Genomic DNA, 26,464 nt, shown 5'->3' with positions numbered 1-26,464 from the left:
GCACGAATGCTGGATCTGCCAAGCGTCAAGCAATTGGCCGGCGGGGTGACTGATTTCACCCTCGATTTCGCAGAGAATAAACGGTCCAGACAAGTCCACAGGCTCCCGACCGTGCGCCGGGAGCGCAGCATCCGCGCACCTCCCATCCAGAAGCACCCATGTCCACGATTCTTCAGCAGATCCCCGCCGGCCAAAAGGTCGGCATCGCGTTCTCCGGCGGCCTCGACACCAGCGCCGCCCTGCACTGGATGCGCCAGAAGGGTGCGATTCCCTACGCCTACACCGCCAACCTCGGCCAGCCCGACGAGCCCGACTACGACGAGATCCCGCGCAAGGCCATGGCCTACGGCGCCGAGCTCGCCCGCCTGATCGACTGCCGCGCGCAGCTGGTCCACGAAGGCATCGCCGCCCTGCAGAGCGGCGCCTTCCACATCCACACCGGCGGCCTGATCTACTTCAACACCACCCCCATCGGCCGCGCCGTGACCGGCACCATGCTGGTGGCCGCCATGAAGGAAGACGAGGTCAACATCTGGGGCGACGGCTCGACCTTCAAGGGCAATGACATCGAGCGCTTCTACCGCTACGGCCTGCTGACCAACCCCTCGCTGAAGATCTACAAGCCCTGGCTGGACCAGACCTTCATCGACGAGCTGGGCGGCCGCGCCGAGATGTCCGCCTTCATGCAGAAGGCCGGCTTCGCCTACAAGATGTCGGCCGAGAAGGCCTACTCCACCGACTCCAACCTGCTGGGCGCCACCCACGAGGCCAAGGACCTGGAGCACCTCGACTCCGGCATCAAGATCGTCAACCCCATCATGGGCGTGGCCTTCTGGCGTGAAGACGTCCAGATCAAGCCCGAGACCGTCACCGTGCGCTTCGAGGAAGGCATGCCGGTGGCCCTCAACGGCCAGGAGTTCAGCGACCCCGTCGCCCTGATGCTGGAAGCCAACCGCATCGGCGGCCGCCACGGCCTGGGCATGAGCGACCAGATCGAGAACCGCATCATCGAGGCCAAGAGCCGCGGCATCTACGAGGCCCCGGGCATGGCCCTGCTGCACATCGCCTACGAGCGCCTGGTGACCGGCATCCACAACGAAGACACCATCGAGCAGTACCGCATCAACGGCATGAAGCTGGGCCGCCTGCTCTACCAGGGCCGCTGGTTCGACCCGCAGGCCATCATGCTGCGCGAGTCGGCCCAGCGCTGGGTGGCCCGCGCCGTGACCGGCGAGGTGGCGCTGGAACTGCGCCGCGGCAACGACTACTCGCTGCTGGACACCAAGAGCGCCAACCTGACCTACAAGCCCGAGCGCCTGTCCATGGAAAAGGTCGAGGACGCGCCCTTCTCGCCGGCCGACCGCATCGGCCAGCTGACCATGCGCAACCTGGACATCATCGACACCCGCGACAAGCTCATGACCTACAGCCAGGTCGGGCTGCTGACCCCGGGCTCGGGCGTCGCCCTGCCGCAGCTGAAGAACGGGGACTGATCATGCCGGGGCCGAGCCGCCTGCCTGTGCAGCCCGGTCTCCGCAGAGGCCTGGCGGCCTGCGCGGCCGCCAGCCTGCTGCTCGCCGGGCTGGGCCTGGGCGGGCCGGCGCTGGCACTGGACAGCCCCAAGGGCCGGGTGATCCTGACCATCAGCGGTTCGGGCCTCAAGGCCAACCAGGACGGCCGGGTGGCCCTGGACATGGACATGCTGGCCGCCCTGCCCCAGCGCAGCATCACGGTCAACACGCCCTGGTATCCGGACGCCCGCAAGTTCACCGGCCCGCTGCTGCGCGACGTGCTGGCACTGGCCGGCGCCCGCGGCAGCAGCATCGAGGCCTACGCGCTGAACGACTACCGGGTCAGCATCCCCATGGAGGACGTGCTTCAGCACCCGGTGATCCTCGCCCGGCTGATGGACGACCAGCCCATGTCCGTGCGGGACAAGGGCCCGCTGTTCATCATCTACCCCTTCGACGACGACCGGCGCCTGCGCACCAGCATCTACTACAGCCGCTGTGCCTGGCAGCTCAAGGCCCTGGAAATCCGCTGAGCGCATGGAGCCTGCACAACGCACGTACCGCCGCTGGCTGAACCTGCCCATGGCCATGGTGCTGGTGCTGCTGATGGCCCTGGGCGGCATGGGCTGGCTGCAGATCCGGCAGTACCAGCTGCTGGACGCCACCGAGCGCTACCAGGACGACTACCTCGTCTGGAGCCTCTTCCAGTTCGAGGCCGAGGCCCTGCGCCTGCGCCTGGTCATCGAGCAGATGCTGGGCTCCAGTCCCACGGTCGATGCCGACCAGGTCGTGCAGCGCTACGAGATCTTCGTCAGCCGCCTGAGCCTGATCGAGAGCGAGCACGCCACGCTGATTCTGCGCAAGCATCCGGACTACAAGCTCACCCTGGAACGCACGCGCGCCTTCATCCGCTGGGCCGACGGCCTGCCGCTCAATGCCCGCCTGGTGACCGAGCAGCCCGAACGCCTGCGGGAGGTCCTGGACCGCCTGGAGTCGCTGGCAGATCCGATCCGCGAGCTCTCGCTGACCGCCTCGCACTTCGTGGCCGCCCAGGTGTCGGAACGCAATGCCGTGGTGCGGGACCACAACCGCACCGGCCTGCTGCTCAATGCCCTCCAGGTGGGCCTGGTGCTGCTGCTGTCCGCGCTGGTGCTGCGCCAGTTCGGCCGGCTGCGCGCCTATGCGCGTGCCCAGGGCGCGCAGGCCCGCCACCTGGCCCAGGCGCAGGAGCAGGCCGAGGCTGGCAGCCGCGCCAAGAGCGTCTTCCTGGCCAATATGAGCCACGAGCTGCGCACGCCCATGCATGGCCTGCTGGGCATGCTGGCACTGCTCCAGGACAGCAAGCTGGACGCCCGCCAGCGCCAGCAGCTGCAGGCCGCCGGCGACTCCGCGCGCCACCTGCTGGCCGTGCTCAACGACATCCTTGACGTCTCACGCATGGAGGCCGGCGGCGTGGACATCCGCCCCGAGCCCACCGAGCTGCCCGCCATGCTGCGCGAGCTGGAGGACGTCTGCTGGCCCCAGGCCCATGCCAAGGACCTGGCCCTGGACCTGCAGCTGCTGCCCGAGGTGCCCCGCTGGGTGATGGCCGACCCGACGCGGCTGCGGCAGATCCTGTTGAATCTGCTGGGCAATGCCATCAAGTTCACCGAGCACGGCCGGGTCAGCCTGCTGGTGAGCCGCCAGCTCGACGCACTGGGCAACAACCTGCTGCGCTTCGAGGTGCGTGACACCGGCATCGGCATGGACTCGGCCACGCAGGCCCTGCTCTTCCAGCGCTTCAGCCGGGGCGATGCCAGCAGCTCGCGGCGCTTCGGCGGCACCGGCCTGGGCCTGGAGATCTCGCGCACCCTGGCCCGGGCCATGGGGGGCGACATCCAGGTGCAGTCCGCGCTGGGCCAGGGCTCGGTCTTCACGGTGGAGCTCAAGCTCAATGAATGCGAGCCCAACCATGCCGCCGTGCCGCCCTCCAGGCCCGACGCCGTGCCCCTGGCGGCCCTGCGCCAGCTGCGCATCCTGGTCTCCGAGGACAACGCCACGAACCGCCAGTTCCTCGAGGCGGTGCTGGAACGCCTGGGCCACAAGGCCGTCTTCTGCGAGAACGGCCTGCAGGCCGTCGAGCGCCTGCGCATGGAAGAGTTCGACATGGTCCTGATGGACCTGCACACCCCGGTGATGGACGGCCTGGAGGCCAGCCGGCAGATTCGCGCCATGGCGGCGCCCAAGGGGCAGATCCGCATCATCGCGCTGTCGGCCGATGCCTTCGACAGCACACGCCACCAGGCCCGCGAGGCCGGCATGGACGAGTTCCTGGCCAAGCCGCTGGGCATCCAGGAGCTCACGGTGGCCCTGAACCGCCAGCCCTGGGAGCAGGTGGATGCGCCTGCGGCCGGCCCGCTCGCCACGCCCCGTCCAGGCCCGCGCGCCGCGCTGGGTGTGGGGGAGGACGAGCTGGATGCACAAGTCATCGCCGAGCTGGGCCATCACCTCAGCGGCAAGGCCGTGGCGCAACTCTACGAGCGCTTCATCGCCGGCCTGCCGGAGATCGAGCAGCGCCTGGACGAAGGCCTGGCCGGCCCGCATCACACCCAGCTGCGCGAGCTGGCCCACGAGCTCAAGGGCGCGGCGGCCAATCTGGGCCTGCGCCTGCTGAGTCAGCCTGCGGCCGAACTGGAAGCCGCGGCCGGTGCCGAACGGCACGTGGACGTGCTGCAGGCCATCGCCCGGCGCATCCGCCAGGCCATCGCGCGCTGCCGCGAGCTGTGCTCGCAGCCGCTGTTCAAGTCCTGATCGGACGACTGATCAGACGATCACCGGCTCGGGCTCCAGGCGGATCCCGAAGCGGCCGTAGACACTCTCCTGAATGGCCCGCGCCAGGGTCACCACCTCGGCCCCGCGGGCCTCGCCGCGGTTGACCAGCACCAGGGCCTGGCGTTCATACACTGCCGCGCCGCCCACGCTCTTGCCCTTCCAGCCGCAGGCATCGATCAGCCAGCCCGCAGCCAGCTTCACCGTGCCGTCGGGCATGGGGTAGTGCACGATGCCGGGGTCGCGGCCGATGATGTCCCGGCACTGCTCCTCGCTGACCACCGGGTTCTTGAAGAAGCTGCCGGCATTGCCGATCTGGCGCGGGTCGGGGAGCTTGGCCTGGCGGATCTGGCAGACCCAGTCGAAGATCTGCTTCGCGTCGGGCGCGGTGATGCCGGTCTCGGCCATCTTGCGCTCCAGGTCCAGGTAGCCCAGCTGCGGGATCCAGGGCTTGGGACAGCGCAGCAGCACGCGGGTGATCACGCTTTTTCCGGCCAGGCCGCCGAAGCCGCTCTGCTTGAAGACGCTGTCCCGGTAACCGAAGGCCAGCACGCTGGCCGGCAGGCGCACGGGCCGGCCGGTGATCAGGTCGATGACCTCCACCGCCTCGATGCGGTCCTTGATCTCGACGCCATAGGCCCCGATGTTCTGCACCGGCGCTGCGCCGGCCGTGCCCGGGATCAGGGCGAGGTTCTCCAGGCCCGGACAGCCCTGCTCAAGGCTCCAGCGCACCACCTCGTGCCAGGTCTCGCCGGCGCCGACCTCCAGGATCCAGGCGTCCTCGCGCTCCTCGACCACGCGCTTGCCGAGGATCTCCATCTTCAGCACCAGGGCCTCGACGTCGCGTGTGAGCACAATATTGCTGCCCCCGCCCAGCACGAACTTGGGCGCGCGGCCCAGCTCGGGGTGGTCGATCACGCGGCGCAGGTCGGACTCGTGCCGGATGCGCACCAGGCGCTGGGCGGTGGCGGGCAGGCCGAAGCTGTTGTAGGGCCGCAGGTTCACGCCCTCCTCGACCACGAGGCTCGGGTTCGTCTGGATGGGGCGCTGACCCTCGTCCCGGGTGTTCGGCATCTCTTGTTGCATGGCAGAATTTTCCCAGATTCCCTTGCCGCTTCCGGCGAGGGCCCTTCCCTCAAGGATTCAAGAGATGCCAAGCTTCGACACCAAGCTGGAGCCCGACATGGTCAAGATCGGCCATGGCGTGGACAACAGCAAGAAGGAAATTGACACCCGCTTCGACTTCAAGGGCACCAGTGCCTCCGTCGAGCTCAAGAGCAAGGAAAAGGAAATCCACGCCGTTGGCGACAGCGATTTCCAGCTGGAGCAGATCGAGGCCGTGCTCTACAGCAAGCTGACCAAGCAGGGCGTGGTGATCAGCTTCCTGGACAAGAACGACAAGATCGAGAAGCTGGGCGGCGACAAGGTCCGCCAGGTCTACAAGATCCGCTCCGGCATCGACGCCGAGAACGCCAAGAAGATCAGCAACGCCATCAAGGCCAGCAAGCTCAAGGTCCAGAGCTCCATCCAGGGCGACGTCGTGCGCATCACCGGCAAGAACCGTGACGACCTCCAGCTGGCCATCGCCCAGCTGAAGAAGGACATGGCGGACCTGCCCCTGAGCTACGACAACTTCCGGGACTGAGCCCAGCTCCCCGCCTGCCGGGACCGCTGCGGCGGTCCCTTTGCTTCGCCGGCCGTGCGCCGGCCCCCCCGCACTGGACCGCCCATGAACCGTCTGCCCTCCCGCCTGCTCCTCTCCCTCCTGCTCGGTGCCTGCCTCCAGGCCCAGGGGGCGGGTGATGCGGCCAGCAAGTTCTACGACGACGCCCAGCAGCGCCTCGAGAAGAAGGACATCGACGGGGCGCTGATCCAGCTGCGCAACTCCCTGCAGGCGGATCCGCACATGCTCTCCGCCCACCTGCTGCTGGCCCGCACCCTGCTGAAGAAGGGCGACCTGCCCTCGGCCGAGGCTGCCTTCGAGGAGGCGCTGAAGCAGGGCGTGGCACGCAGCGAGGTGATGGTGGACCTGGGCCAGCTCTACATCGCCCTGGGCGAGTACAAGAAGCTGCTGGACCGCATCAACACCAACGGCGTGCCGGCGGGCAGCCATGCCGAGATCCTCACCCAGCGCGGCACCGCCTTCGCCACCCTCGGGCAGAAGGACGCCGCCACCAAGTCCTTTGCCGAGGCCCGCGCGCTGGCGCCCCGCTCGCCCCTGCCCCTGCTGGCCGAAGCGACCATGCTGGCGCGCCAGGGCGAGCTGGAGAAGGCGCGGGGCCAGATCAGCAAGGCGCTGGAGTTCGATCCCGCCAACAGCGCCGCCTGGTACGCGCTGGGCACCGTGCAGCAGAAGCTCAAGGAGAGCAGTGCCGCCCAGGTCTCCTTCGGCAAGGCCCTGCAGCACAACGCGCTCAATGTCGATGCCCGCGTGGCGCGCGCCGGCCTGCTGGTCACGACCGGCCAGCTCAAGGAGGCCGAGCAGGACCTCGCCGCCCTGGACGCGGCCAGCCTGGCCGACCCGCGGGCGTCCTACCTGCGCGGCGTCATCGAGTCCCGCAAGGGCAATGCCGCCAAGGCCCGCGACGCCTATGTCCAGACCACCGAGCTGCTGGGCCTGCAGCCCGCCGGCGTGATCAACAGCGACGAAAGCCTGAACTTCGCCGCCGCGATGGCCTACAAGGCCCTGGGCGACAACGAGAAGGCCCGCGAGCACCTCAAGAATCTGCTGGCCCTCAACGCCAACCACTACGCCGGCCAGCTCATGGCCGCCAGCATCGCACTGGAGCAGCGCGACCTCAGCCAGGCGCAGCAGATCGTCAGCAACCTGCAGCGCCTGCGCCCCACGGACCCGCAGGTGCTGTACCTGCAGGGCAGCATCCATCTGGCCCGCAAGCGCTATGACCAGGCAGCCGAGGCCTTCGACAAGGCGGCCGCCCAGCAGCCCACGCCCGACACCATCCGGGAGCTGGCGCTGAGCCAGCTCTCCATGGGCCAGGGCGAGGCCGGCATCAGCAACCTGGAGAAGGTGCTGGCGAGCAACCCCGGCGACGCCCGCGCCGCCATCCAGCTGATCACCGCCTACGCCAGCATGGGCAAGGGCCCGCGCGCGCTGCAACTGGCCGAGAACCTGCTCAAGAGCGACCCGAACAACCCCATGCTCATCAACTACCTGGGCAATATCAAGGGGCGGCTTGGCGACAAGGGCGGTGCCCGGGCCGCCTTCCAGCAGGCCCTGGCCAAGAGCCCGGGCTTCAAGCCGGCGCTGATCAACCTCAGCTGGCTGGACATCGAGGAAAAGCAGTTCGACCCCGCCCGCCAGCGTCTGGACGGGCTGCTCAAGAAGGACGCCGAGGACCCGCAGCTGCTCTACCAGCTGGGCATCCTGGAGTTCCGTGCCCGCCGCTTCAACGAGGCCACCGAAGCCCTGGAGAAGGCCGCCAACCTCTCGCGCAATGACCCGCGCCCCGGGCTGACGCTGATGGAGCTCCACACCAGCCAGCGCAAGCTGGACCAGGCCATCCAGGTCGGCAAGGCGCTCAACGGCAAGTACCAGGGCAACCTCGAGGTGGCGCTGACCCTGGGCCGCACCTATGCCATGCAGGGCGATCTCGGCAATGCCAAGGTCCTCTTCCAGGAGGCCACGCGCATCGCCGGCTATGACGCCGAGGCGCAGGTGGTCGTGGGCCGCCAGCAGCTGGCCATCGGCAATCTGGACGGCGCCAGCTACAACCTGCAGAAGGCCCAGCAAAATGGCGCCGAGGCCCTCAATGTGCTGGTACTGGGCATCGAGGTGGCCAACCGCAAGAAGGACAACGCGCGCGCCGACGCCCTGCTCAAGACCCTGCTGGCCAGGTATCCCACGGCCCTGCCGGCCCTGCTGACCGCCGGCCACCTGGCCTATGCCCGCGGGCAGTTCGCCGAGGCCGGCAAGCGCTACCAGCAGGTGCTGGACCAGGAGCCCAGCGCGGCCAACGCCCTGCTGCTGGCCCGTGCCCAGACCAGCGGCGGCGACCCGCAGAAGGGCCTGGCCACCCTGGAAGGCTGGTCCCAGAAGGCGCCCCAGGACCTGGGCCTGCTGCGCGTCCTGGCCGAGGCCCAGGCCGAGCTGGGCAAGAACGAGGCGGCCAAGCGCAGCTTCTCCACCTTGATCACCCGCGATCCGCAGGACGTCTCCGCCATGGCCACCTACGCCCTGCTGCTGCAGCGCCTGGGCGATGCCGGTGCCCTGGCCATGGCCGAGCGCGCCCGCAAGCTGGCTCCGGAAAGCCCGGAGACGCTGGACGCCCAGGGCTGGATCCACGTGCTGCGGGGCGAGATCGAGGCCGGCCTGCGCCTGCTGCGTGACGCCCGCCTGCGCGACCCCAACCAGGGCCAACTGCGCTTCCACCTGGCCTACGCCCTGGCCAAGTCCGGTCGCAAGCCGGACGCCCGGGAGGAGCTGCGCGCAGCCATGGCCATGCCCGGCCGATTCCGGGACAGCGCCGAGTTCAAGAGCCTGAAGGCTGAGCTGGGCCTCTGAGCCGGCCGGCGCCGGGCCCATGACCCTTCTGTCGGCTGGCCTTACATTTACGTTTGAAAACAGCTTGAAACACTTGCCTCTGTATTTCAAATCAATGACTTAGCGAGGGTGGCCCTGATTTTGCTAACCCACCCTGTCAGACGTGACAGTTCCCTTGCCCTGTGCATCGGCCCCTCGTTCACGGGATGAACAACTCGAGATTCGCTGGTAGCCTTCCGACCATCGCCGGGGGGACCCTGCCGGCAAGCAACCAAGCGACAAGACCATGAGCACTGCAGCAATGACCAAGACCTTTGCCACTTTGGGCGCCAGCCTCGGGCTTGCGGTGCTGTGCATGGGCACGGCCCAGGCTTACAACACCAGCCTGTCCAGCACCGGCACGAACCGCTACGGTCAGGCTGACATCCAGATCGGCGCCTACACCAAGACCGGCCAGTCCATGGGTGCCTCGCTGGTCAACGACTCCAGCGCCAGCCAGCAGTTCTGGGTCTACTGCATCGACCCGCTGACCACCAGCAAGCTGACGAGCACCTACAGCACCTCCTCGCTGGACTCCTTCATGGGTGTCACGCTCAACAGCGGCGGCGCAGCCACCAGCGGCAACGGCGCGGCCTCGGGCTACAAGACGCTGTTCACCAGCGCCCCCTACTCCACGGTCGACAACTACGAGTACAAGTCCGGCACCGTCAGCCTGTACAACAACCTGGTCGAGCTCTACAGCTATGCCTACAAGGACAGCATGACGAGCAACACCAAGTCGGCTGCCTTCCAGTACGTGCTGTGGGAGCTGCTGGGCGACGCCAACAGCGGCGTGGCCGACCCCACCAAGAACGGTGGTGCCTACTTCAGCAACACCAGCTACGAATCGGTGCGCACCCAGGCCGAGAAGTACCTGGACGCCCTGAACAACGCCAACGAGTCCTTCTGGACCAGCTCGCTGGGCCTGACCAAGTCGGCCTACAACTACACCGTGTACAAGAGCACGGCCAGCCCCTCGTCGCAGACCTTCCTGGCTGTCTCCGACAAGAAGAGCAGCGTGCCCGAGCCCGGCTCCATCGCCCTGGCCTTCGCAGCCTTCGGCGCCGTGGCCTACACCCGCCGCCGCAAGCAGTAAGCGCTTGATGGCCTCAGCAAAAAGCAGCCCGCGGGCTGCTTTTTTCATGGCCGGGCCGATGCGCCGGCCTGCCGCGGCCCGCGCCAGTCAGCGAAAGATCCGTGCCTGCGGCGCCTCGCCCAGGCGGACCCAGCCGCGGTACATGCCTTCGGTATTGAAAGGCAGGCACAGCTCGCCTTGATGCGAGACCGCGATCAGGCCCCCCTGCCCGCCCACGGCCGGCAGGCGCGCGCCCACCACGTCCTCGCAGGCGGCTTCCAGGCTGCGCCCCAGGTAGCGCATCTGGGCGGACAGCTCGTGCGCAGCCACGCTGCGCATGAAGGCCTCGCCGGTGCCGGTGCAGGAGACGGCCACGGTGTCGTCCGCGTAGCAGCCCGCGCCCAGGATGGGCGAATCGCCCACCCGACCCGCCTTCTTGTTGGTCATGCCGCCCGTGGAGGTGGCCGCCGCAAGCCGGCCCCGAGCGTCCAGGGCCACCGCGCCGACGGTGCCGAACTTGCTGCGCTCATCCAGCGGCGCCTGGCGCTGCGCGCCATCGTGGTCCAGCCTGGCGGCCCCGCCCTCACCCTGCACCCGGCGCAGCTGCGCCAGCCGCTCGGGCGTGCCGAACCAGTCGGGCGACACCTGCTCCAGGCCCTGCGCCGCGGCAAAGGCATCCGCCGCCGGGCCGATCAGCATCACATGCCCGCTGGACTCCATCACCGCGCGAGCCGCCCGCACCGGATTGCGCGTCGTGCGCAGGCCCGCGACGGCGCCCGCGCGCCGGGAGTGGCCCTCCATGATGCTGGCGTCCAGCTCGTGGGTGGCTGCCTCGGTGTAGACAGCGCCGCGGCCGGCGTTGAAGCGTTCGTTCTCCTCCAGCAGCCGGACGCAGGCCTCGACCACGTCCAGCGCCGGCGCGCCCTCGGCCAGCAGGGCCTCGCCGGCCCGAATGATGTCCAGCAGGGCCTGCAGATAGGCCTGCTCGGATTCATGCGAGGTGGTCTGGCGAAGAATGGTGCCGGCACCTCCATGGATGGCCAGCAGGGGAATGGGCGTGTTCATGCCGCGCATTGTGATCGCCCCGGCACTGCCGCGTCGCTTCGCACGGGAGGCGTCCGGGCATTCCCTAGCCGGCCGATGTCCCCCATTCGACAGGAGAAGAAAGAACGTCCGTGCTAAAAATCGGCACGACGCAAACTGGATGACGCGCCTCCGGCCGGACGGCGCAAGGAGACATCGATGCAACTGGCCTTCACCGCCGAGCAGGAAGCCTTCCGCGCGGAGATCCGTGCCTGGGTGGCCGCGAACCTGCCCCAGGACATCAGCGACAAAGTGCACCGCGCCCAGCGCCTGCACAAGGAGGACCTGCAGCGCTGGGCCCGCATCCTGGGCAAGAAGGGCTGGCATGGCTGGGCCTGGCCGCAGCGCTTCGGCGGACCGGGCTGGGACGCCATCCAGCGCCATCTCTTCGAGGAGGAATGCGCGCTGGCCGGCGCGCCCCGGGTGGTGCCCTTCGGCCCGGTGATGGTGGCGCCGGTGATCATGGCCTTCGGCAGCGCGGAGCAGCAGCAGCGCTTCCTGCCCGGCATCATGAGCGGGGACGTCTGGTGGAGCCAGGGCTACAGCGAGCCGGGCTCCGGCTCGGACCTGGCCTCCGTCAAGACCCGGGCCGAGCGCCAGGGCGACCACTACCTGGTCAACGGTCAGAAGACCTGGACCACCCTCGGACAGTACGGCGACTGGATCTTCTGCCTCGTGCGCACCGACACCCAGGTCAAGCCGCAGGCTGGCATCTCCTTCCTGCTGATCGACATGAAGTCGCCCGGCGTCACCGTGCGGCCCATCATCATGCTGGACGGCGAACACGAGGTGAACGAGGTCTTCTTCGACAACGTCCGCGTGCCGGCCGAGAACCTCATCGGCGAGGAGAACAAGGGCTGGACCTACGCCAAGTACCTGCTGGCCCATGAGCGCACCAACATCGCCGACGTGAACCGGGCCAAGCGCGAGCTGGAGCGGCTCAAGCGCATCGCCCGGCAGGAAGGGCTCTACGAGGACGGCCGCTTCCGCGACCAGATTGCCCTGCTGGAGGTGGACATCGTCGCCCTGGAGATGATGGTGTTGCGCGTGCTCTCGGCCGAGCGCTCGGGCAAGCAGTCCCTTGACGTGGCGGGCCTGCTCAAGATCCGTGGCAGCGAGATCCAGCAGCGCTACACCGAACTGATGATGCTGGCCGGCGGCCCTTTCGCCACGCCCTTCATCCACGAGGCCATGGAGGCCGGCTGGCAGGGCGACCAGGCCCTGGGCGGGCTCTGGCCCGGCGGCGCCGCGCACTGCGCCTCCCTGACCAGCCACTACCTCAACTACCGCAAGACCACCATCTACGGCGGGTCCAACGAGGTACAACGCAATATCGTCGCCCAGACCCTGCTGGGCTGAGACGCGCAGGAGACAGCCATGGATTTTGATTTCAGCGAAGACCAGCAGGCCCTGCGCGATGCCGTGCAGCGTTTTGTCGAGAAGGACTACGGCTTCGAGCAGCGCCGCGCCATCGTCCGCGAGGGCGGCTTCTCGCGTGCGGCCTGGGACGGCCTGGCCGGCCTGGGCCTGATGGGTCTGCAGGTGCCCGAAGCTCATGGTGGCCTGGGCCTGGGTCCGGTGGACGCCATGGTCGTGATGGAGGAACTGGGCCGCGGCCTGGTGCTGGAGCCCTATGCGCAGGGCGCCCTGCTGGCGCCGCTGCTGCTGTCCCAGGCGCCGCAGGCCCTGCAGGCCGACTGGATGCCCCGCATCGTCGCAGGCGAGGCGCTGGTGGTGCTCGCTCACCAGGAACGCGGCCTGCGCTACCGGCTGGACATGGGCCAGACCCGGGCCACCGCGGGCCGGCTCAGCGGCGTCAAGAGCCTGGTGAGCGCGGGCGCGCAGGCGCAGGCCTTCGTCGTGCCCGCCACCGACGAGCAGGGGCCGGCGCTGTACCTGGTCGAGGCCGGCGCCGAGGGCCTCGTCACCCGAGGCTATGGGCTGCACGACGGCTCGGCCGCCGCGGAGCTGACCCTCCAGGCCACGCCCGGCCAGCGCATCGCGCAGGGCGAGGCGGCCCAGGCCTTGCTGGAGCTGGCTGCGGACACCGCACTCGCAGCGCAGGCCGCCGAGGCCGTGGGCGCCATGGACGCCCTGGTGCGCCTCACCGCCGACTACCTCAACACCCGCAAGCAGTTCGGCGTGGCCATCGCCAGCTTCCAGGCCCTGCGCCATCGCATGGCCGACATCAAGATGCAGCTGGAGCTGGCTCGCTCCATGAGCTACTACGCCACGCTGAAGCTGGGTGAACCGCCCGCGCAGCGCCGCCGCGCGCTGTCGCAGGTGAAGCTGCAGCTGAGCCAGTCCATGCGCTTCGTCGGCCAGCAGTGCACGCAGCTGCACGGCGGCATCGGCGTGACGGACGAATACATCTCCAGCCACTTCTTCAAGCGGCTCACGGTGATGGAGATGCAGTGGGGCGACGGCCTGCACCACCTGGCCGAGGTCAGCGCCCGCATGACGGAGCAGGCCGGGGTCTTCGCCTGAGGGAAACGGCGGACTACACTGCCCCGCACCCCCACCGAGGAGTTGCGATGAAGCCGATCCGCCGCCCCCGTGCCCCCCTCGCCGCGCTTGCCGCCCTGCTGGCCCTGCCCTTGTGCGCCAGCGCGCAGTCCACCATGAAGCCCGGCCTCTGGGAGATGACCCAGAAGCCGCAGCTGGACCCCGCCCAGCAGGCCAAGATGGACCAGGCCCGCCAGGCCATGGCCAATATGCCGCCGGAGAAGCGCCAGATGATGGAGCAGATGATGGCCCAGCACGGCGTGCAGGTGAACATGGGCGCCGGCGGGACCGTCACCATCAAGACCTGCATCAGCAAGGAGCAGGCCGAGCGGCATGAGCCGCCGGTGGACGACAAGGGCCGCTGCAAGCAGCAGGTCACGCGCAGCGGCAATACCGTGCGCAGCCACTTCACCTGCACCGACCCGGCCTCCGAAGGCGACGGCGAATTCACCTTCGACAGCGCCGAGCACTACAGCAGCAAGCTGAGCATCCAGCGCCAGGGCCGCAGCATGACCATCTCGGGCGAGGGCCGCTGGCTGGGCGCCGACTGCGGCAGCATCCAGCCGCACAAGCCGCGCCCCTGAGCCCATGGCTGCAAGGCTGACCGGGCATCTCTGCGACGTCGCCGGCCTGCGCCTGGGCCACTGGACCGACAGCCGGCGCCCCACCGGCTGCAGCGTTGTCCTGTGCCCCCAGGGCGTGACCGCTGGCGTGGACGTGCGCGGGGCCGCTCCGGGCAGCCGCGAGACCGACCTGCTGCGCCCCGAGAACACCGTCCAGCAGGTCCATGCGCTGCTGCTCAGCGGCGGCAGCGCCTTCGGCCTGGATGCTGCCAGCGGCGTGATGCGCTGGCTGCGCGAGCGCGGCCACGGCCTGGCCGTGGGCCCGGCCCGCGTGCCCATCGTGCCGGCGGCCGTCATCTTCGACCTCTGGCTGGGCGACCCGGCCCTGACCCCCGATGCCGATGCCGGCTATGCAGCCTGTGAAGCCGCCAGCGTCATGCCACCGCCCACGCCCCAGCGCGGCAGCGTGGGCGCAGGAGCCGGCGCGACCGTCGGCAAGCTGCTGGGGCCGCAAGGGGCCATGAAGGGCGGGCTGGGCATGGCCTCGCTGCGGGTGGGCGCGACCACGCTGAGCGCCCTGGCCGTGGTGAATGCCGTGGGCGACGTCGTCGACCCCGCCAGCGGACGGATCCTCGCCGGCGCCCGCGGCGAGGACGGCCGGCCCCGGGGCACCGTCCAGGCCCTGCTTCAGGGCGCCGCGCCCATCCGACCCATCGCCGGTGCGGCCACGACCCTGGCCGTGGTCGCCACCGATGCCCGTCTCGACAAGGCCCAGGCCACCAAGCTCGCGCAGATGGCCCATGACGGGCTGGCGCGCAGCATCCATCCCGTCCACCAGCCCAGTGATGGCGACATCGTCTTCAGCCTCGCCACCGGCGCCTCGGGCCCTGCCGACCTGGGACTGCTGGGCGTGATGGCCGCCGAGGCGCTGGCGGCCGCCGTGGTGGACGCTGTGCGATCCGCGAGCGGCCTGCCCGGCCTGCCCTCGGCTGGCGAGCTTGGATAATGCGGCGATGCGCTTGTCCCAGATTCTCTTTTCCCAAGGCTTCGGCAGCCGCCGCCTCTGCGCCGGCCTGATCCACCACGGCGAGGTCAAGATCCACGGCGACGTCGTGGACGACCCCGATGCCGATTTCGACCCCCAGGGCCTGCAGTTCGAGGTCAGTGGCAAGACCTGGCCCTATCACGAGAAGGCCCTGGTCATGCTGCACAAGCCAGCCGGCTACGAGTGCTCGCAGAAGCCCCGTCACCATCCCAGCGTGATGAGCCTGCTGCCCGCGCCCCTGCGCGAGCGCGGCGTCCAGCCCGTCGGTCGCCTGGACGAGGACACCACCGGCCTGCTGCTGCTGACCGACGACGGCACCCTCATCCACAAGCTCACCAGCCCCAAGCACCACGTGCCCAAGGTCTACGAGGCGCATTGCAAGCACCCGGTCGACGCCGAGCAGCTCGAGCGCCTGATGGCCGGCGTGGAACTGCACGAACACGAGCTGAAGGTCCACCGCGAGCCCGAGCTGGTGAAGGCCCTGGCCGCCGAGGCCATGGGCACGCATGGCGTGCGCCTGACGCTGGCCGAGGGCAAGTACCACCAGGTCAAGCGCATGATGGCGGCGGTCAGCAACCGCGTCGAGCGCCTGCACCGGCCGCAGTTCGGTGACCTCGTGCTGCCGGCCGATTTGCCGGAGGGGCAGTGGTGCTGGGTTGCGGGACCCGAGGCCATCCTCGGTGCGCCCGGCGGGGCGTGAGATCCGTCACTGATCCCGCCGCGGCCTGCGCCGCGCCCCCCGCAGATCGAGGGTTCGCACTAGCCGCCCTCAGGCCTGTTGAGGCTACAAATCGCTGCCCGCAATGACGCGTGCACTGCACTGGCATCGAAGGAGGTCGGCTGCAGACACGACGTGCGCTGCGCTCGGACCATGAACACCTACAAGAGCACCCCGGGGCACGGGCCGGGGCCAGACGAGGGATGCCGTCCTTGGATCAGGACATTGCAGCGCAAATCGAGCGCGAACGACTCAGCTCGCTCTACGAGCTGAGCCTGCGGCCCAATCTCATCGGGGCCGCCTTCAGCTTCTGCCCGGTCCTCCTGCTGTGGGGCCACCTGCCCGCCGCCCTGCTGCTGGGCTGGCTGTGCGCGCGCCTGTGCGTGGCGCTGCTGCGCACGCTGGATGCCCGCAGCTTCCGCCAGGCGCAGCGGGAGCTCGGCAGCCTGCGGGCCTGGCGCCAGCGCTACTTCACCCTGCTGGCGCTGGATGCGCTCAGCTGGAGCGCCATGGGCTGGTGCTTCCACACGCCCGAGGTGCCAGGTCTTGACGGCCTGGTGCTGGCCTCCATGATCGGCCTGGCCGCGGTCTCCCTGTTCGCCATGGGCGCCGAGTTCCGCGCCAATGCCCTGTTCTCCGGCATCGTCTTCACGCCTGCGCTGCTCTACAACGGCCTGCTGGACACCCGCGAAGGCTGGCTGTCGGCCGTCGGCCTGCTGATCTTTCTGTCCGTCGCCTGGACGGAGTCGCTGCGCGTCCAGGCCCGCCGCCTGGAGCTGCTGCGTCTGCGCTTCGAGCACGCCAAGCTCGCCGAGGAACGCCAGCAGGCTCTGCAGTCCGCTCAGCAGTCCAGCACCAGCAAGAGCCGCTTCGTGGCGGTGATGAGCCACGAGATCCGCACGCCGCTCAATGGCATCCTGGGCATGACACAGCTGCTGGAGCGTTCGAACCTGGACGAGCGCCAGCGCGAGCAGCTCGGCGTGGTGCACAGTTCCGGCCGCCACCTGCTCAACCTGGTCAATGACATCCTGGACCTGGCCCGCATCGAGTCCGGCAAGCTGGTCATCGAGCCCGCTGCCATGGACCTGGCCGAGGCGGTCCACGAAGTCTGCCGCCTGCTCGCCACCCCTGCCCGCGAGAAGGGTCTGCAGCTCAACGTCCGCCTTGCCGAAGGCCTGCCCAGCCATGTGCTGGCCGATGCCTCGCGCATCAAGCAGGTGCTGCACAACCTGGTCGGCAATGCCATCAAGTTCACCGAGCAGGGTTCGGTGGACGTGGGCGTGGCCGTGGTGCAGGACATGCGCAGCGGCACCCTGCTGCGCTTTGCCGTGCGGGACACCGGCGACGGCATCGAGGCCGACCAGCTGGAGCGCATCTTCGCCCCATTCGAGCAGCTCGGTGGCAAGCTGCGCCAGCGGCGCGACAGCACGGGCCTGGGCCTGACCATCTCCCGCGAGCTCGCCCACGCCATGGGCGGCGATCTACGCGCCAGCTCGCGGCGCGGCCTGGGTTCGATGTTCGAGCTGACCCTGCCGCTCCAGCCCTGCGACGCCCCCGCCGCAGCGCAGCGGGCGGCCCGCGATCCCCTGCTGCCGGTCCTGCAGGGCCGGGTGCTGCTGGTCGACGACAACCCGGTGAACCTGCTGGTGGCGGCCTCCATGCTGGACCACTGCGGCGTGGAAGTCGTGCAGGCCGAGAACGGCCGCCAGGCCCTGGAGCTGCTCCGGCAGGAGCCCTTCGAGCTGGTGCTGATGGACTGCCTGATGCCCGAGCTCGACGGCTTCGAGGCCACGGCCGCCTGGCGCGCCGAGGAACGGCGCATGGGCCGTCCGCGCACACCCATCGTCGCCCTGACCGCCAGCACCTCCCCGCAGGACCGGGCGCAGTGCGAGGCTGCCGGCATGGACGGCCATCTGCAGAAGCCTTTCGACATGCAGCACCTGCTGGAACTGGTGGTGCGCCATGTGGGCCGGGCCGAACCGACGAGCGCGGTGCGGCTGGAGGACGAAGTGCCGGCCTGAGTGCACGCTCGGGCGCCCTCGCCCCTCTGAACGGGCGGCCGGGCACGGATAATGCCCTCCATGCAGGTATTCCGCGGCTTCCATCACCCGGGCATCGCCCCGGCCTGTGCCCTCACCATCGGCAACTTCGACGGCGTCCATCGCGGCCATCAGGCGATGCTGGCCCTGCTGCGCTCGGAAGCCCAGCACCGCGGTCTGCCGTCCTGCGTGCTGAACTTCGAGCCCCATCCGAGGGACTTCTTCGCCCGCAAGCTGGGCAAGCCGGAGCTGGCCCCCACCCGCATCGCCACGCTGCGCGACAAGCTCCAGGAGCTGGAACGCTGCGGCATCGACCAGGTCGTGGTGCTGCGCTTCGACGAGCGCCTGGCCTCGCTGCCCGCGCAGGACTTCATCCAGCAGGTGCTGGTGCAGGGCCTGGGCGCCCGCTACGTGCTGGTGGGCGACGACTTCCGCTTCGGCGCCAAGCGCCAGGGCGACTACGCCACGCTCGACGCCGCCGGCCAGCGCCTGGGCTTCGACGTGGCTCGCATGATGAGCTACGAGGTGCACGGCCTGCGCGTCAGCAGTTCGGCCGTGCGCGAGGCTCTGGCCGAGGGCCGCATGGAGGACGCCGAGCGCCTGCTGGGCCGGCCCTATGCCATCTCCGGCCATGTGATCCACGGCCAGAAGCTGGGCCGGCAGCTGGGCGAATCGGCGGCCGGTGCGGCCGACGGCTTCCGCACCTTGAACCTGCGCTTCTCGCATGCCAAGCCGGCCGCCATGGGCATCTACGCCGTGCGCACCCATGGCCTGGCGCAAACGCCCCTGGACGGCGTGGCCAGCCTGGGCGTGCGCCCCACGGTGGAGGACGCCGGGCGCGTGCTGCTGGAGGTCCACTGCCTGGACTGGCCCGCGACGCTGGGCCGCAACGGGGCCTACGGTAAACTCGTGCGCGTGGAACTGCTGCACAAACTGCGTGACGAAGCCCGTTTCGACGGGCTGGACGCCCTGACCCAGGCCATCGCCCGCGATGTCGAGCAGGCACGCGCCTTCCTGGCCACCCACGCCTCGATGCGCCGCCAGACCACCCGCGATCGAATTTGATGCGGGCCCGCCCTCGGGGCTTGCTGCCCTGACGCCCCTGCGCCGCCCCGGTGCTCCCCCTGCCCGCCGACTGGCCTGCCGCCAGCGGCCCTGCCTGATTGCTGCCATGACTGACGCCACCAAGCCCGCCGCACCCGACTACCGTGCCACGCTGAACCTGCCCGACACCCCCTTCCCCATGCGCGGTGACCTGCCCAAGCGCGAGCCGGGCTGGGTCAAGAACTGGGAAGAGCAAGGCATCTACAAGAAGCTGCGCGACGCCCGCTGCGGCGCGCCCAAGTTCGTGCTGCACGATGGCCCGCCCTATGCGAATGGCCAGATCCACATCGGCCACGCCGCCAACAAGATTCTCAAGGACATGATCGTCAAGGCCCGCCAGCTGGCCGGCTTCGACGCGGCCTACATCCCCGGCTGGGACTGCCACGGTCTGCCCATCGAGAACCAGATCGAGAAGACCTTCGGCCGCGGCCTGCCGCGTGACGAGGTCCAGGCCAAGAGCCGCGCCTACGCCACCGAGCAGATCGACGGCCAGCGCGCCGACTTCAAGCGCCTGGGCATCCTCGGCGAATGGGACAAGCCCTACCGCACCATGGACTACGCCAACGAGGCCGGCGAGATCCGTGTGCTCAAGCGCCTGTTCGAGCGCGGCTTCGTCTACCGCGGCCTCAAGCCCGTCTACTGGTGCTTCGACTGCGGTTCCTCGCTGGCCGAATTCGAGATCGAGTACGCCGACAAGCAGTCGCCGGCGGTGGACGTCGCCTTCCTGTGCGCCGAGCCCGCGAAGCTGGCCGCCGCCTTCGGCCTGCCCGCGCTGGACCAGGACGCCTTCACGGTGATCTGGACCACCACCCCCTGGACCATCCCCGCCAACCAGGCGCTGAACCTCAACCCCGAGCTGCCCTACGCCCTGGTCAAGACCCCGCGCGGCTACTTCGTGGTGGCCGAGGCCCTGGTCGAGAAATGCCTGGCGCGCTGGCAGCTGGAGGGCGAGCAGGTCGCCGTCACCCAGGGCCGCGCGCTCGAGCTGCTGAAGTTCAAGCACCCGCTGGCCCATGTGGACCCCGGCTTCGACCGCGAGAGCCCGGTCTACCTGGCTGACTACGCCACGGCGGAAGACGGCACCGGCGTCGTGCACTCGGCGCCTGCCTACGGCCTGGATGACTTCCAGAGCTGCGTCTCCCACGGCATGGCCTTCACCGACATCAAGAACCCGGTGCAGGGCAACGGCGCCTATGAAGCCGCCCTGCCCCTGTTCGGCGGGCAGCACATCTGGAAAGCCAACCCCGTCATCACCGAGGCCCTGGCCCAGGCCGGGCGGCTGATGGCCCAGTCCAAGATCACCCACAGCTACCCGCACTGCTGGCGCCACAAGACGCCGGTGATCTACCGCGCGGCGGCCCAGTGGTTCGTGCGCATGGACGAGGGCAGCGGCCTCTTCGCCAGCGAGGCCCCGGCCCAGACCCTGCGCCAGACGGCCCTGGCGGCCATCGACGCCACCAGCTTCTACCCCGAGAACGGCCGGGCCCGCCTGCGCGACATGATCGCCAACCGGCCCGACTGGTGCATCTCGCGCCAGCGCAGCTGGGGCGTGCCCCTGCCCATCTTCCTGCACAAGGACACGGGCGAGGCGCATCCGCGCACGCTGGAGTTCATCGAGCGTGCCGCGCAGCTGGTCGAGCAGGGCGGCATCGAGGCCTGGGCCAAGCTGGACCCGGCCGAGTGGCTGGGCGCCGAGGCCGAGATCTACACCAAGGGCCAGGACATCCTGGACGTCTGGTTCGACTCCGGCTCCACCTTCCAGCACGTGCTCAAGGGCAGCCACGCCGGCGCCGCGCATGAGCAGGGCCCCGAGGCCGACCTCTACCTCGAAGGCCATGACCAGCACCGCGGCTGGTTCCACAGCTCCCTGCTGATCGCCTCGGCGCTGTACGGCCGTGCGCCGTACAAGGGCCTGCTGACCCACGGCTTCGTGGTGGACGGCCAGGGCCGCAAGATGAGCAAGTCGGTGGGCAATGTGGTCGCGCCGCAGGCCGTGTCCGACAAGATGGGCGCCGAGATCCTGCGCCTGTGGACCGCCGCGACCGACTACTCCGGCGATCTGGGCCTGGACGAGAAGATCCTCGCCCGCGTAGTCGACAGCTACCGCCGCATCCGCAACACCCTGCGCTTCCTGCTGGCCAATGTCTCGGACTTCGACGCCGCGACCGAAGCCCTGCCCCTGGACCAGCTGCTGGAAGTGGACCGCTACGCCCTGGCCCGCGCCGCCGAGTTCCAGGCCGAGGTGCTGGCCCACTTCGAGCGCTATGAGTTCCACCCGGTCGTGGCCAAGCTGCAGGTCTACTGCTCGGAAGACCTGGGCGGCTTCTACCTCGACGTGCTGAAGGACCGCCTCTACACGACGGCCCCGAAGAGCCTGGCCCGCCGCTCCGCCCAGACCGCGCTGTGGCACATCACGAACGCCATGCTGCGCTGGATGGCGCCCTTCCTCAGCTTCACGGCGGAGGAAGCCTGGCAGGTGTTCAACGGTGGCGAGACCATCTTCACCGAGACCTTCTGGACCTTCGAGGCGCCGGACGCCGCCCTGCTGGCCAAGTGGAGCCGCGTGCGCGAGATCCGCGAGCTGGCCAACAAGGCCATCGAGGACGTGCGCGGCCAGGGCCTGGTGGGCGCCTCGCTGCAGGCCGAGGTCGTGATCGGCGCGGCCGAGCAAGACCTGACCCTGCTGCAGTCCCTGGGCGAAGACCTCAAGTTCGTGCTGATCACCTCGGCGGCCCGCGTCGAGGCCGCGGCCGAGCTGAGCGTCACTGTCACGCCCACGGCACACGCCAAGTGCGAGCGCTGCTGGCACTACCGCGAGGACGTGGGCTCGATCGCCGAGCACCCGGGCCTGTGCGGCCGCTGCCACAGCAATCTGCATGGCGGCGGCGAGCTGCGACAGATCGCCTGATCAGCGCCCGCCACCTGAGCAAACGCTCCGTCGAGACGGGGCGTTTTTCATGGGGCGACGAGAGCCCGTGCGCTCAGCAGCAGCGCCCCAGCTTGCCGCCATAGCGCGCGGCCTGCCGCTCGCGGAAGAAGTCCTCGTAGCTCATGGGCTCGCGCTCCGGATGCTCGCGCTGCAGATGGGCCACGTAGCTGCCGTAGTCCGGCAGGCCCACCATCAGGCGCAGGCTCTGCGCCAGAGTGCGGCCCGCCTGGCCCAGCTCGCGCAGCCCCTGCTCAAGCATGGCTGGACGCCACGGCGGCAGGATTCAGGGGCACGCGCGGCGCCTCCTGGGCGCTGGGCTGGCGGCTGGCACGCGCGGCCAGCACGGACCTGACGCTGTAGACCAGTACGCTCAGCACCACGCCCATGAAGAGCGCGCACAGGGCGGCGTCCAGGCGGTCGTTGAAGATCACCCGCTGCATGGCCTCCAGGCTCTTGGCCGGGGCCAGCACCTGGCCGGCGGCCACGGCGTCGGCGTACTTGCGGGCATGGGCCAGGAAGCCCACGCGCACGTCGTCCGAGAAGATCTTCAGCCAGCCCGCCGTCAGCGTGCAGGCCAGCAGCCAGACCGAGGGCACGATGGTGACCCAGGCGTAGCGGTCCTTCTTCATCTTGAACAGGACCACGGTGCCCAGCAGCAGCGCCACGGCGGCCAGCATCTGGTTGGCGATGCCGAACAGCGGCCACAGGGTGTTGATGCCGCCCAGCGGATCCACCACGCCCTGGTAGAGGAAGTAGCCCCAGGCCGCCACGCACAGCCCCGTGGCCAGCAGATTGGCCACCAGGGAGTCGGTGCGCTTGAGCGAGGGCACGAAGCTGCCCAGCAGGTCCTGCAGCATGAAGCGGCCGGCGCGGGTGCCGGCGTCCACGGCGGTCAGGATGAACAGCGCCTCGAAGAGGATGGCGAAGTGGTACCAGAAGGCCATCATGGCCTTGCCGCCCACCACCTGGTGCAGGATGTGAGCCATGCCCACGGCCAGCGTGGGAGCGCCGCCAGCGCGGGCGAGGATGGTGTTCTCGCCCACGTCCTTGGCCGTCTGCACCAGCATCTCGGGCGTGACCACGAAGCCCCACGTGGAAATGGTGGCCGCCACGGCCTCGGGCGTCTTGCCGACCAGCGCCGCCGGGCTGTTCATCGCGAAGTAGACGCCCGGCTCGATGCACGAGGCCGCCACCAGGGCCATCACCGCCACGAAGCTCTCGGCCAGCATGCCGCCGTAGCCGATGAAGCGGGCGTGGGTCTCGTTCTCCAGCATCTTGGGCGTGGTGCCCGAGGAGATCAGCGCATGGAAGCCCGAGACGGCGCCGCAGGCGATGGTGATGAAGAGGAAGGGGAAGAGATCTCCCGCCCACACCGGGCCGTTGCCCGCCGCGAACTTGGTGATCGACGGCATCTGCAGCGTGGGCGCCACGAAGACGATGCCCACGGCCAGCGCGACGATGGTGCCGATCTTCAGGAAAGTCGACAGATAGTCCCGGGGCGCCAGCAGCAGCCACACCGGAATGGACGCAGCGACGAAGCCGTAGCCGATCAGCAGCCAGGTCAGGGTCTTGCCGTCATGCGTGAACAGCGGGGCCAGCGTGGGGCTCTCGTGCACCCACTGCCCGCCGATGATGGAGGCCATCAGCAGCACGAAGCCGATCAGCGAGACCTCGCCGATGCGCCCCGGCCGCAGATAGCGCAGGTAGACGCCCATGAACAGGGCCACCGGGATGGTGGCCGCCACGGTGAAGGTGCCCCAGGGCGATTCGGCCAGGGCCTTCACCACGATCAGGGCCAGCACGGCCAGGATGATGATCATGATCATGAAGGCGCCGAAGAGCGCGATCAGGCCCGGCACCGTGCCCATCTCCTGCTTGACCAGCTCGCCCAGGGAGCGGCCGTCGCGGCGGGTGGAGATGAAGAGCACGATGAAGTCCTGCACCGCCCCGGCGAAGACCACGCCGGCCAGGATCCACAGCAGGCCCGGCAGGTAGCCCATCTGCGCGGCCAGCACCGGCCCCACCAGCGGGCCGGCGCCCGCGATGGCGGCGAAATGGTGGCCGTAGAGCACGTTCTTGTGCGTGGGCACGTAGTCCAGCCCGTCGTTGTACTTCCAGGCCGGGGTCTGGCGCTGGCCGTCCAGGCCCAGCACGGTGTTGGCGATGAAGAGGCTGTAGTAGCGGTAGCCGATCAGGTAGACGCAGATCGCGGCCACCACCACCCACAGGGCGCTGATGGCCTCGCCGCGGGACAGGGCGACCACGGCGAGCGCCGCGGCACCGAGCACGGCCACGCCCGCCCAGGCGAGGTGGCGACGAACACTGGACATGGTTTTGTCTCCTGCAATGGACCCCGGCCCTGCTTCTGGCGGCAGCGTGACGGCATCCGGTTCTTGGGAGACTGCAGTGTGAAGACCGCGCGCCCGCGGCACATCCGTTCGGCCCGCGGGGCCACTCCGTAGGGATGACTAGGGACCAACCCTAGGCACCTGCCATGCTGGGGTCAGCGCCCGCTGTCCGCCTCCAGGCCGCGGGCATGTTCCAGGGCATAGCGCAGCAGCTCGGCCGGCGTGTCCAGGGCCAGCTTGCGCTTGATGTTCTGGCGGTGGGTCTCGACGGTGCGAACCGAGAGGTCCAGGCGGCGGGCGATGTCCTTGCTGGTCTCGCCGCGGGCCAGGGCGCTGAGGATCTCGCTCTCGCGCGGGGACAGCACCGGCTTGGGCGCCTGGGCGCGGAACATGCGCCGCGTCAGGCCGGGGCTGAGGTAGGTGCCGCCGGCACGCACGGCCTCGATGGCGGCGAGCAGGGCCTCCACCGAGGCGTCCTTGAGCACATAGCCGCTGGCCCCCGCCTCGAGGGCGCGCTGCACGTACTCGGGGTTGTCGTACATGCTGAACATCAGCACCCGCAGTGCAGGCGTCTGGGCCAGCAGGGCGCGGGCCAGCTCGATGCCGCTGCCCTGGCGCAGGCCCACGTCCAGCAGCGCGAGGTCGGGCGCGGCCTGCTTCAGCGCGATCAGGGCCTCGTCAGCACTGCCGGCCTCGGCCACGACCTCGTAGCCCGGCTCGGTCTGCAGGCGCGAGCGCAGGCCCTCTCGGACCAGGGGGTGGTCATCCACCAGCAGGATGCGCAGGGGCGGCGAGGAAGGGGCGCTCATGAGGCCGCATTGTCGCTGGCCAGCCGGGCCAGGGCCTCGGCGGGCAGGCGGGCCTCGATCCAGGTGCCGTGGCCGGGCCGGGTCTGGATGTCCAGCTGCCCGCCGATGGCCGTCAGGCGCTCGCGCATATTGCGCAGGCCGATGCCCTGCTGCGGGTGCAGGTTCTGCGCGCGCAGGTCGAAGCCTTGGCCGTCGTCCTGCACCACGAGGCTCAGATCGCCGCCGGCCGGCGCCTGCAGCTGCAGCAGCACCTGGCCGGCCTGCGCGTGCTTCAGGGCGTTGGTCAGCGCCTCCTGGGCCACGCGGAAGAGCACGGTGACAGCCACCTCGGGCAGGGTCGGCAGGGGCCGGGGCTCGCAGCTGCAGTCGATGTGGGGGCCGCCGGCGGTCTCGCATTCCCGGGCCAGGTGCTCGAGGGCGGCGTCCAGGCCCAGGGTGTCCAGCAGGGCCGGACGCAGGCGGTGCGAGATGCGCCGCACCTCGTGGAGGCTGCCGCTGAGCCGCTCCACCGCCTGCTGCAGCAGGGCCGGCCGCGGCTCGCGCAGATTGGCCTCCACCAGCAGCTTGGTGGACACCAGGGTCTGGCTGATGCCGTCGTGCAGCTCGCGCGCCAGGTGGGCCCGCTCCTCCTCCTGCGAGCGCACCACCTCGTGCGCCAGCAGGCGCAGCTTCTGCTCCGCCAGGCGGTGCTCGGAGAGGTTCAGGGCCAGGGCGCTGGCGCTGATCAGCACGATGCCCGCCAGCGCGATGCCCACGATCCACCACAGCGTGCGGGCGATATTGCCCTGGGCCTCGCGGTCCAGCTGGTCCAGCGTGGCCTGGATGCCGTCCAGGTACAGGCCCGTGCCCATCATCCAGTTCCACTCGGGCAGGGCCACCACATAGCCCAGCTTGGGTGCCATCTGCTGGCTGGAGGGCTTGCGCCAGAGGTACTCCACATAGCCGCCGCCCGCCCGGGCCTGGGCGATCAGACGCTGGATGGTGGGCTGGCCGCGGGCGTCGCGCAGCTCCCACAGGTTCTGGCCCAGCAGCTCGGGCTGGCGCGAGTGCATCAGCACCCGGCCCTGGAGGTCGTAGACGAAGAAGTAGCCGTCGGCCCCGTAGTCCAGCGTGGCGAGGCGCTGCAGGGCCTGCTCGCTGGCGTGGCGGCGGGTCAGCGCGTCCTGGCCCTGGGCCTGCGCGTAGAGCGGCTGCACCGTGCTCAGGGCGAGGTCGACGTAATGGCGGAGCTCATCGCGCCGCGCCTCCATGTAGGCCCGCTGCACGGTGGCGTGCTCGCGGGCGACCAGCTCGCCCTCCTGCTGCCGCACACCCACCGCGATGAGGGCGAGCGAGGCCAGCAGGGGCGCGATAGCCAGCAGGAGAATCTTGCCGCGCAGCTTCATGG

20 protein-coding genes are annotated in these 26,464 nt (G+C 69.6%); 14 read left to right on the top strand and 6 right to left on the bottom strand.

Annotated features, from left to right (window positions below; translation table 11 throughout):
* The first annotated feature begins 158 nt into the window (after positions 1-158).
* The 3 genes from argG to O9Y01_RS20790 are packed head-to-tail and all read left to right on the top strand — an operon-like array spanning position 159 to position 4,301.
* Positions 159-1,493 (top strand): argininosuccinate synthase, encoded by a 1,335-nt coding sequence (gene argG / locus O9Y01_RS20800; RefSeq protein ID WP_269633553.1) that lies wholly within the window; start codon positions 159-161, stop codon positions 1,491-1,493.
* Between the two features lie 2 nt (positions 1,494-1,495).
* Positions 1,496-2,044: a molybdopterin-dependent oxidoreductase gene (locus tag O9Y01_RS20795; protein ID WP_269633552.1), complete on the top strand. Its 549-nt coding sequence runs from the start codon at positions 1,496-1,498 to the stop codon at positions 2,042-2,044.
* A gap of 4 nt (positions 2,045-2,048) precedes the next feature.
* Entirely contained in the window at positions 2,049-4,301 is a 2,253-nt protein-coding gene (locus O9Y01_RS20790; protein WP_269633551.1) for an ATP-binding protein, read from the top strand.
* A gap of 12 nt (positions 4,302-4,313) precedes the next feature.
* On the opposite strand, the gene murB is transcribed toward O9Y01_RS20790, so the two are convergent.
* Complete coding sequence (murB, locus tag O9Y01_RS20785) at positions 4,314-5,393, bottom strand: UDP-N-acetylmuramate dehydrogenase (protein WP_269633606.1); 1,080 nt, start codon at positions 5,391-5,393, stop codon at positions 4,314-4,316.
* Positions 5,394-5,469: 76 nt separating this feature from the next.
* On the opposite strand from murB, the gene O9Y01_RS20780 reads away from it, so the two are divergent.
* The 3 genes from O9Y01_RS20780 (at position 5,470) to O9Y01_RS20770 (ending at position 9,955) form a co-directional block, all read left to right on the top strand.
* A complete protein-coding gene (locus O9Y01_RS20780) occupies positions 5,470-5,964 on the top strand; it encodes a YajQ family cyclic di-GMP-binding protein (protein WP_269633550.1) in 495 nt (164 codons plus the stop codon).
* A gap of 84 nt (positions 5,965-6,048) precedes the next feature.
* Positions 6,049-8,841 carry an XrtA/PEP-CTERM system TPR-repeat protein PrsT gene (prsT, locus tag O9Y01_RS20775; protein WP_269633548.1) on the top strand — a complete coding sequence of 931 codons (2,793 nt, stop codon included), beginning with the start codon at positions 6,049-6,051 and terminating at the stop codon, positions 8,839-8,841.
* A 265-nt stretch (positions 8,842-9,106) separates the two neighbouring features.
* Positions 9,107-9,955 (top strand): PEP-CTERM sorting domain-containing protein, encoded by an 849-nt coding sequence (locus O9Y01_RS20770; RefSeq protein WP_269633547.1) that lies wholly within the window; start codon positions 9,107-9,109, stop codon positions 9,953-9,955.
* A gap of 87 nt (positions 9,956-10,042) precedes the next feature.
* On the opposite strand, the gene O9Y01_RS20765 is transcribed toward O9Y01_RS20770, so the two are convergent.
* Positions 10,043-10,999, bottom strand: coding sequence for an isoaspartyl peptidase/L-asparaginase family protein (locus O9Y01_RS20765; RefSeq protein ID WP_269633546.1), 957 nt, complete (start codon positions 10,997-10,999; stop codon positions 10,043-10,045).
* Between the two features lie 177 nt (positions 11,000-11,176).
* Between O9Y01_RS20765 and O9Y01_RS20760 the strand changes: the two genes are divergently transcribed.
* The 8 genes from O9Y01_RS20760 to ileS all read left to right on the top strand — a co-directional run bounded on the left by O9Y01_RS20760 (position 11,177) and on the right by ileS (position 21,899).
* Positions 11,177-12,376: an acyl-CoA dehydrogenase family protein gene (locus tag O9Y01_RS20760; RefSeq protein WP_269633545.1), complete on the top strand. Its 1,200-nt coding sequence runs from the start codon at positions 11,177-11,179 to the stop codon at positions 12,374-12,376.
* 18 nt (positions 12,377-12,394) lie between these two features.
* Positions 12,395-13,504, top strand: coding sequence for an acyl-CoA dehydrogenase family protein (locus tag O9Y01_RS20755; RefSeq protein ID WP_269633544.1), 1,110 nt, complete (start codon positions 12,395-12,397; stop codon positions 13,502-13,504).
* A 47-nt stretch (positions 13,505-13,551) separates the two neighbouring features.
* Entirely contained in the window at positions 13,552-14,106 is a 555-nt protein-coding gene (locus O9Y01_RS20750) for a DUF3617 domain-containing protein (RefSeq protein WP_269633543.1), read from the top strand.
* Between the two features lie 4 nt (positions 14,107-14,110).
* Positions 14,111-15,091 carry a P1 family peptidase gene (locus O9Y01_RS20745; RefSeq protein WP_269633542.1) on the top strand — a complete coding sequence of 327 codons (981 nt, stop codon included), beginning with the start codon at positions 14,111-14,113 and terminating at the stop codon, positions 15,089-15,091.
* Positions 15,092-15,098: 7 nt separating this feature from the next.
* Positions 15,099-15,830 (top strand): pseudouridine synthase, encoded by a 732-nt coding sequence (locus tag O9Y01_RS20740; protein ID WP_269633541.1) that lies wholly within the window; start codon positions 15,099-15,101, stop codon positions 15,828-15,830.
* A gap of 230 nt (positions 15,831-16,060) precedes the next feature.
* Positions 16,061-17,869, top strand: a complete 1,809-nt coding sequence (locus O9Y01_RS20735) for an ATP-binding protein (protein ID WP_269633540.1) — start codon at positions 16,061-16,063, stop codon at positions 17,867-17,869.
* Between the two features lie 60 nt (positions 17,870-17,929).
* Positions 17,930-18,952: a bifunctional riboflavin kinase/FAD synthetase gene (locus tag O9Y01_RS20730; protein ID WP_269633539.1), complete on the top strand. Its 1,023-nt coding sequence runs from the start codon at positions 17,930-17,932 to the stop codon at positions 18,950-18,952.
* A 106-nt stretch (positions 18,953-19,058) separates the two neighbouring features.
* Positions 19,059-21,899 (top strand): isoleucine--tRNA ligase, encoded by a 2,841-nt coding sequence (ileS, locus tag O9Y01_RS20725; RefSeq protein ID WP_269633538.1) that lies wholly within the window; start codon positions 19,059-19,061, stop codon positions 21,897-21,899.
* Positions 21,900-21,972: 73 nt separating this feature from the next.
* On the opposite strand, the gene O9Y01_RS20720 is transcribed toward ileS, so the two are convergent.
* The 4 genes from O9Y01_RS20720 to O9Y01_RS20705 form a co-directional block, all read right to left on the bottom strand.
* On the bottom strand, positions 21,973-22,179 hold the full coding sequence (locus tag O9Y01_RS20720; protein WP_269633537.1) for a YbdD/YjiX family protein: 207 nt from the start codon (positions 22,177-22,179) through the stop codon (positions 21,973-21,975).
* Positions 22,172-24,250: a carbon starvation CstA family protein gene (locus O9Y01_RS20715; protein WP_269633536.1), complete on the bottom strand. Its 2,079-nt coding sequence runs from the start codon at positions 24,248-24,250 to the stop codon at positions 22,172-22,174. The genes O9Y01_RS20720 and O9Y01_RS20715 overlap by 8 nt, the downstream gene beginning before the upstream one ends.
* Positions 24,251-24,423: 173 nt before the next feature.
* A complete protein-coding gene (locus tag O9Y01_RS20710; protein WP_269633535.1) occupies positions 24,424-25,077 on the bottom strand; it encodes a response regulator in 654 nt (217 codons plus the stop codon).
* Positions 25,074-26,462, bottom strand: coding sequence for a cache domain-containing protein (locus O9Y01_RS20705; RefSeq protein ID WP_269633534.1), 1,389 nt, complete (start codon positions 26,460-26,462; stop codon positions 25,074-25,076). Before O9Y01_RS20705 ends, O9Y01_RS20710 begins: the two co-directional genes overlap by 4 nt.
* Positions 26,463-26,464 lie beyond the last annotated feature (2 nt).

The sequence above is a fragment of the Pelomonas sp. BJYL3 genome, from assembly GCF_027257975.1.
Lineage (GTDB): Bacteria > Pseudomonadota > Gammaproteobacteria > Burkholderiales > Burkholderiaceae_C > Roseateles_B > Roseateles_B flavus.
This window is presented reverse-complemented; position numbering and strand designations above follow the sequence as displayed.

Coding starts and splice junctions, on each gene's coding strand:
- argG (WP_269633553.1), top strand. CDS start 159: ATGTCCACGATTCTTCAGCAGATCCCCGCCGGCCAAAAGGTCGGCATC.
- O9Y01_RS20795 (WP_269633552.1), top strand. CDS start 1,496: ATGCCGGGGCCGAGCCGCCTGCCTGTGCAGCCCGGTCTCCGCAGAGGC.
- O9Y01_RS20790 (WP_269633551.1), top strand. CDS start 2,049: ATGGAGCCTGCACAACGCACGTACCGCCGCTGGCTGAACCTGCCCATG.
- murB (WP_269633606.1), bottom strand. CDS start 5,393: ATGCCGAACACCCGGGACGAGGGTCAGCGCCCCATCCAGACGAACCCG.
- O9Y01_RS20780 (WP_269633550.1), top strand. CDS start 5,470: ATGCCAAGCTTCGACACCAAGCTGGAGCCCGACATGGTCAAGATCGGC.
- prsT (WP_269633548.1), top strand. CDS start 6,049: ATGAACCGTCTGCCCTCCCGCCTGCTCCTCTCCCTCCTGCTCGGTGCC.
- O9Y01_RS20770 (WP_269633547.1), top strand. CDS start 9,107: ATGAGCACTGCAGCAATGACCAAGACCTTTGCCACTTTGGGCGCCAGC.
- O9Y01_RS20765 (WP_269633546.1), bottom strand. CDS start 10,999: ATGAACACGCCCATTCCCCTGCTGGCCATCCATGGAGGTGCCGGCACC.
- O9Y01_RS20760 (WP_269633545.1), top strand. CDS start 11,177: ATGCAACTGGCCTTCACCGCCGAGCAGGAAGCCTTCCGCGCGGAGATC.
- O9Y01_RS20755 (WP_269633544.1), top strand. CDS start 12,395: ATGGATTTTGATTTCAGCGAAGACCAGCAGGCCCTGCGCGATGCCGTG.
- O9Y01_RS20750 (WP_269633543.1), top strand. CDS start 13,552: ATGAAGCCGATCCGCCGCCCCCGTGCCCCCCTCGCCGCGCTTGCCGCC.
- O9Y01_RS20745 (WP_269633542.1), top strand. CDS start 14,111: ATGGCTGCAAGGCTGACCGGGCATCTCTGCGACGTCGCCGGCCTGCGC.
- O9Y01_RS20740 (WP_269633541.1), top strand. CDS start 15,099: ATGCGCTTGTCCCAGATTCTCTTTTCCCAAGGCTTCGGCAGCCGCCGC.
- O9Y01_RS20730 (WP_269633539.1), top strand. CDS start 17,930: ATGCAGGTATTCCGCGGCTTCCATCACCCGGGCATCGCCCCGGCCTGT.
- ileS (WP_269633538.1), top strand. CDS start 19,059: ATGACTGACGCCACCAAGCCCGCCGCACCCGACTACCGTGCCACGCTG.
- O9Y01_RS20720 (WP_269633537.1), bottom strand. CDS start 22,179: ATGCTTGAGCAGGGGCTGCGCGAGCTGGGCCAGGCGGGCCGCACTCTG.
- O9Y01_RS20715 (WP_269633536.1), bottom strand. CDS start 24,250: ATGTCCAGTGTTCGTCGCCACCTCGCCTGGGCGGGCGTGGCCGTGCTC.
- O9Y01_RS20710 (WP_269633535.1), bottom strand. CDS start 25,077: ATGAGCGCCCCTTCCTCGCCGCCCCTGCGCATCCTGCTGGTGGATGAC.
- O9Y01_RS20705 (WP_269633534.1), bottom strand. CDS start 26,462: ATGAAGCTGCGCGGCAAGATTCTCCTGCTGGCTATCGCGCCCCTGCTG.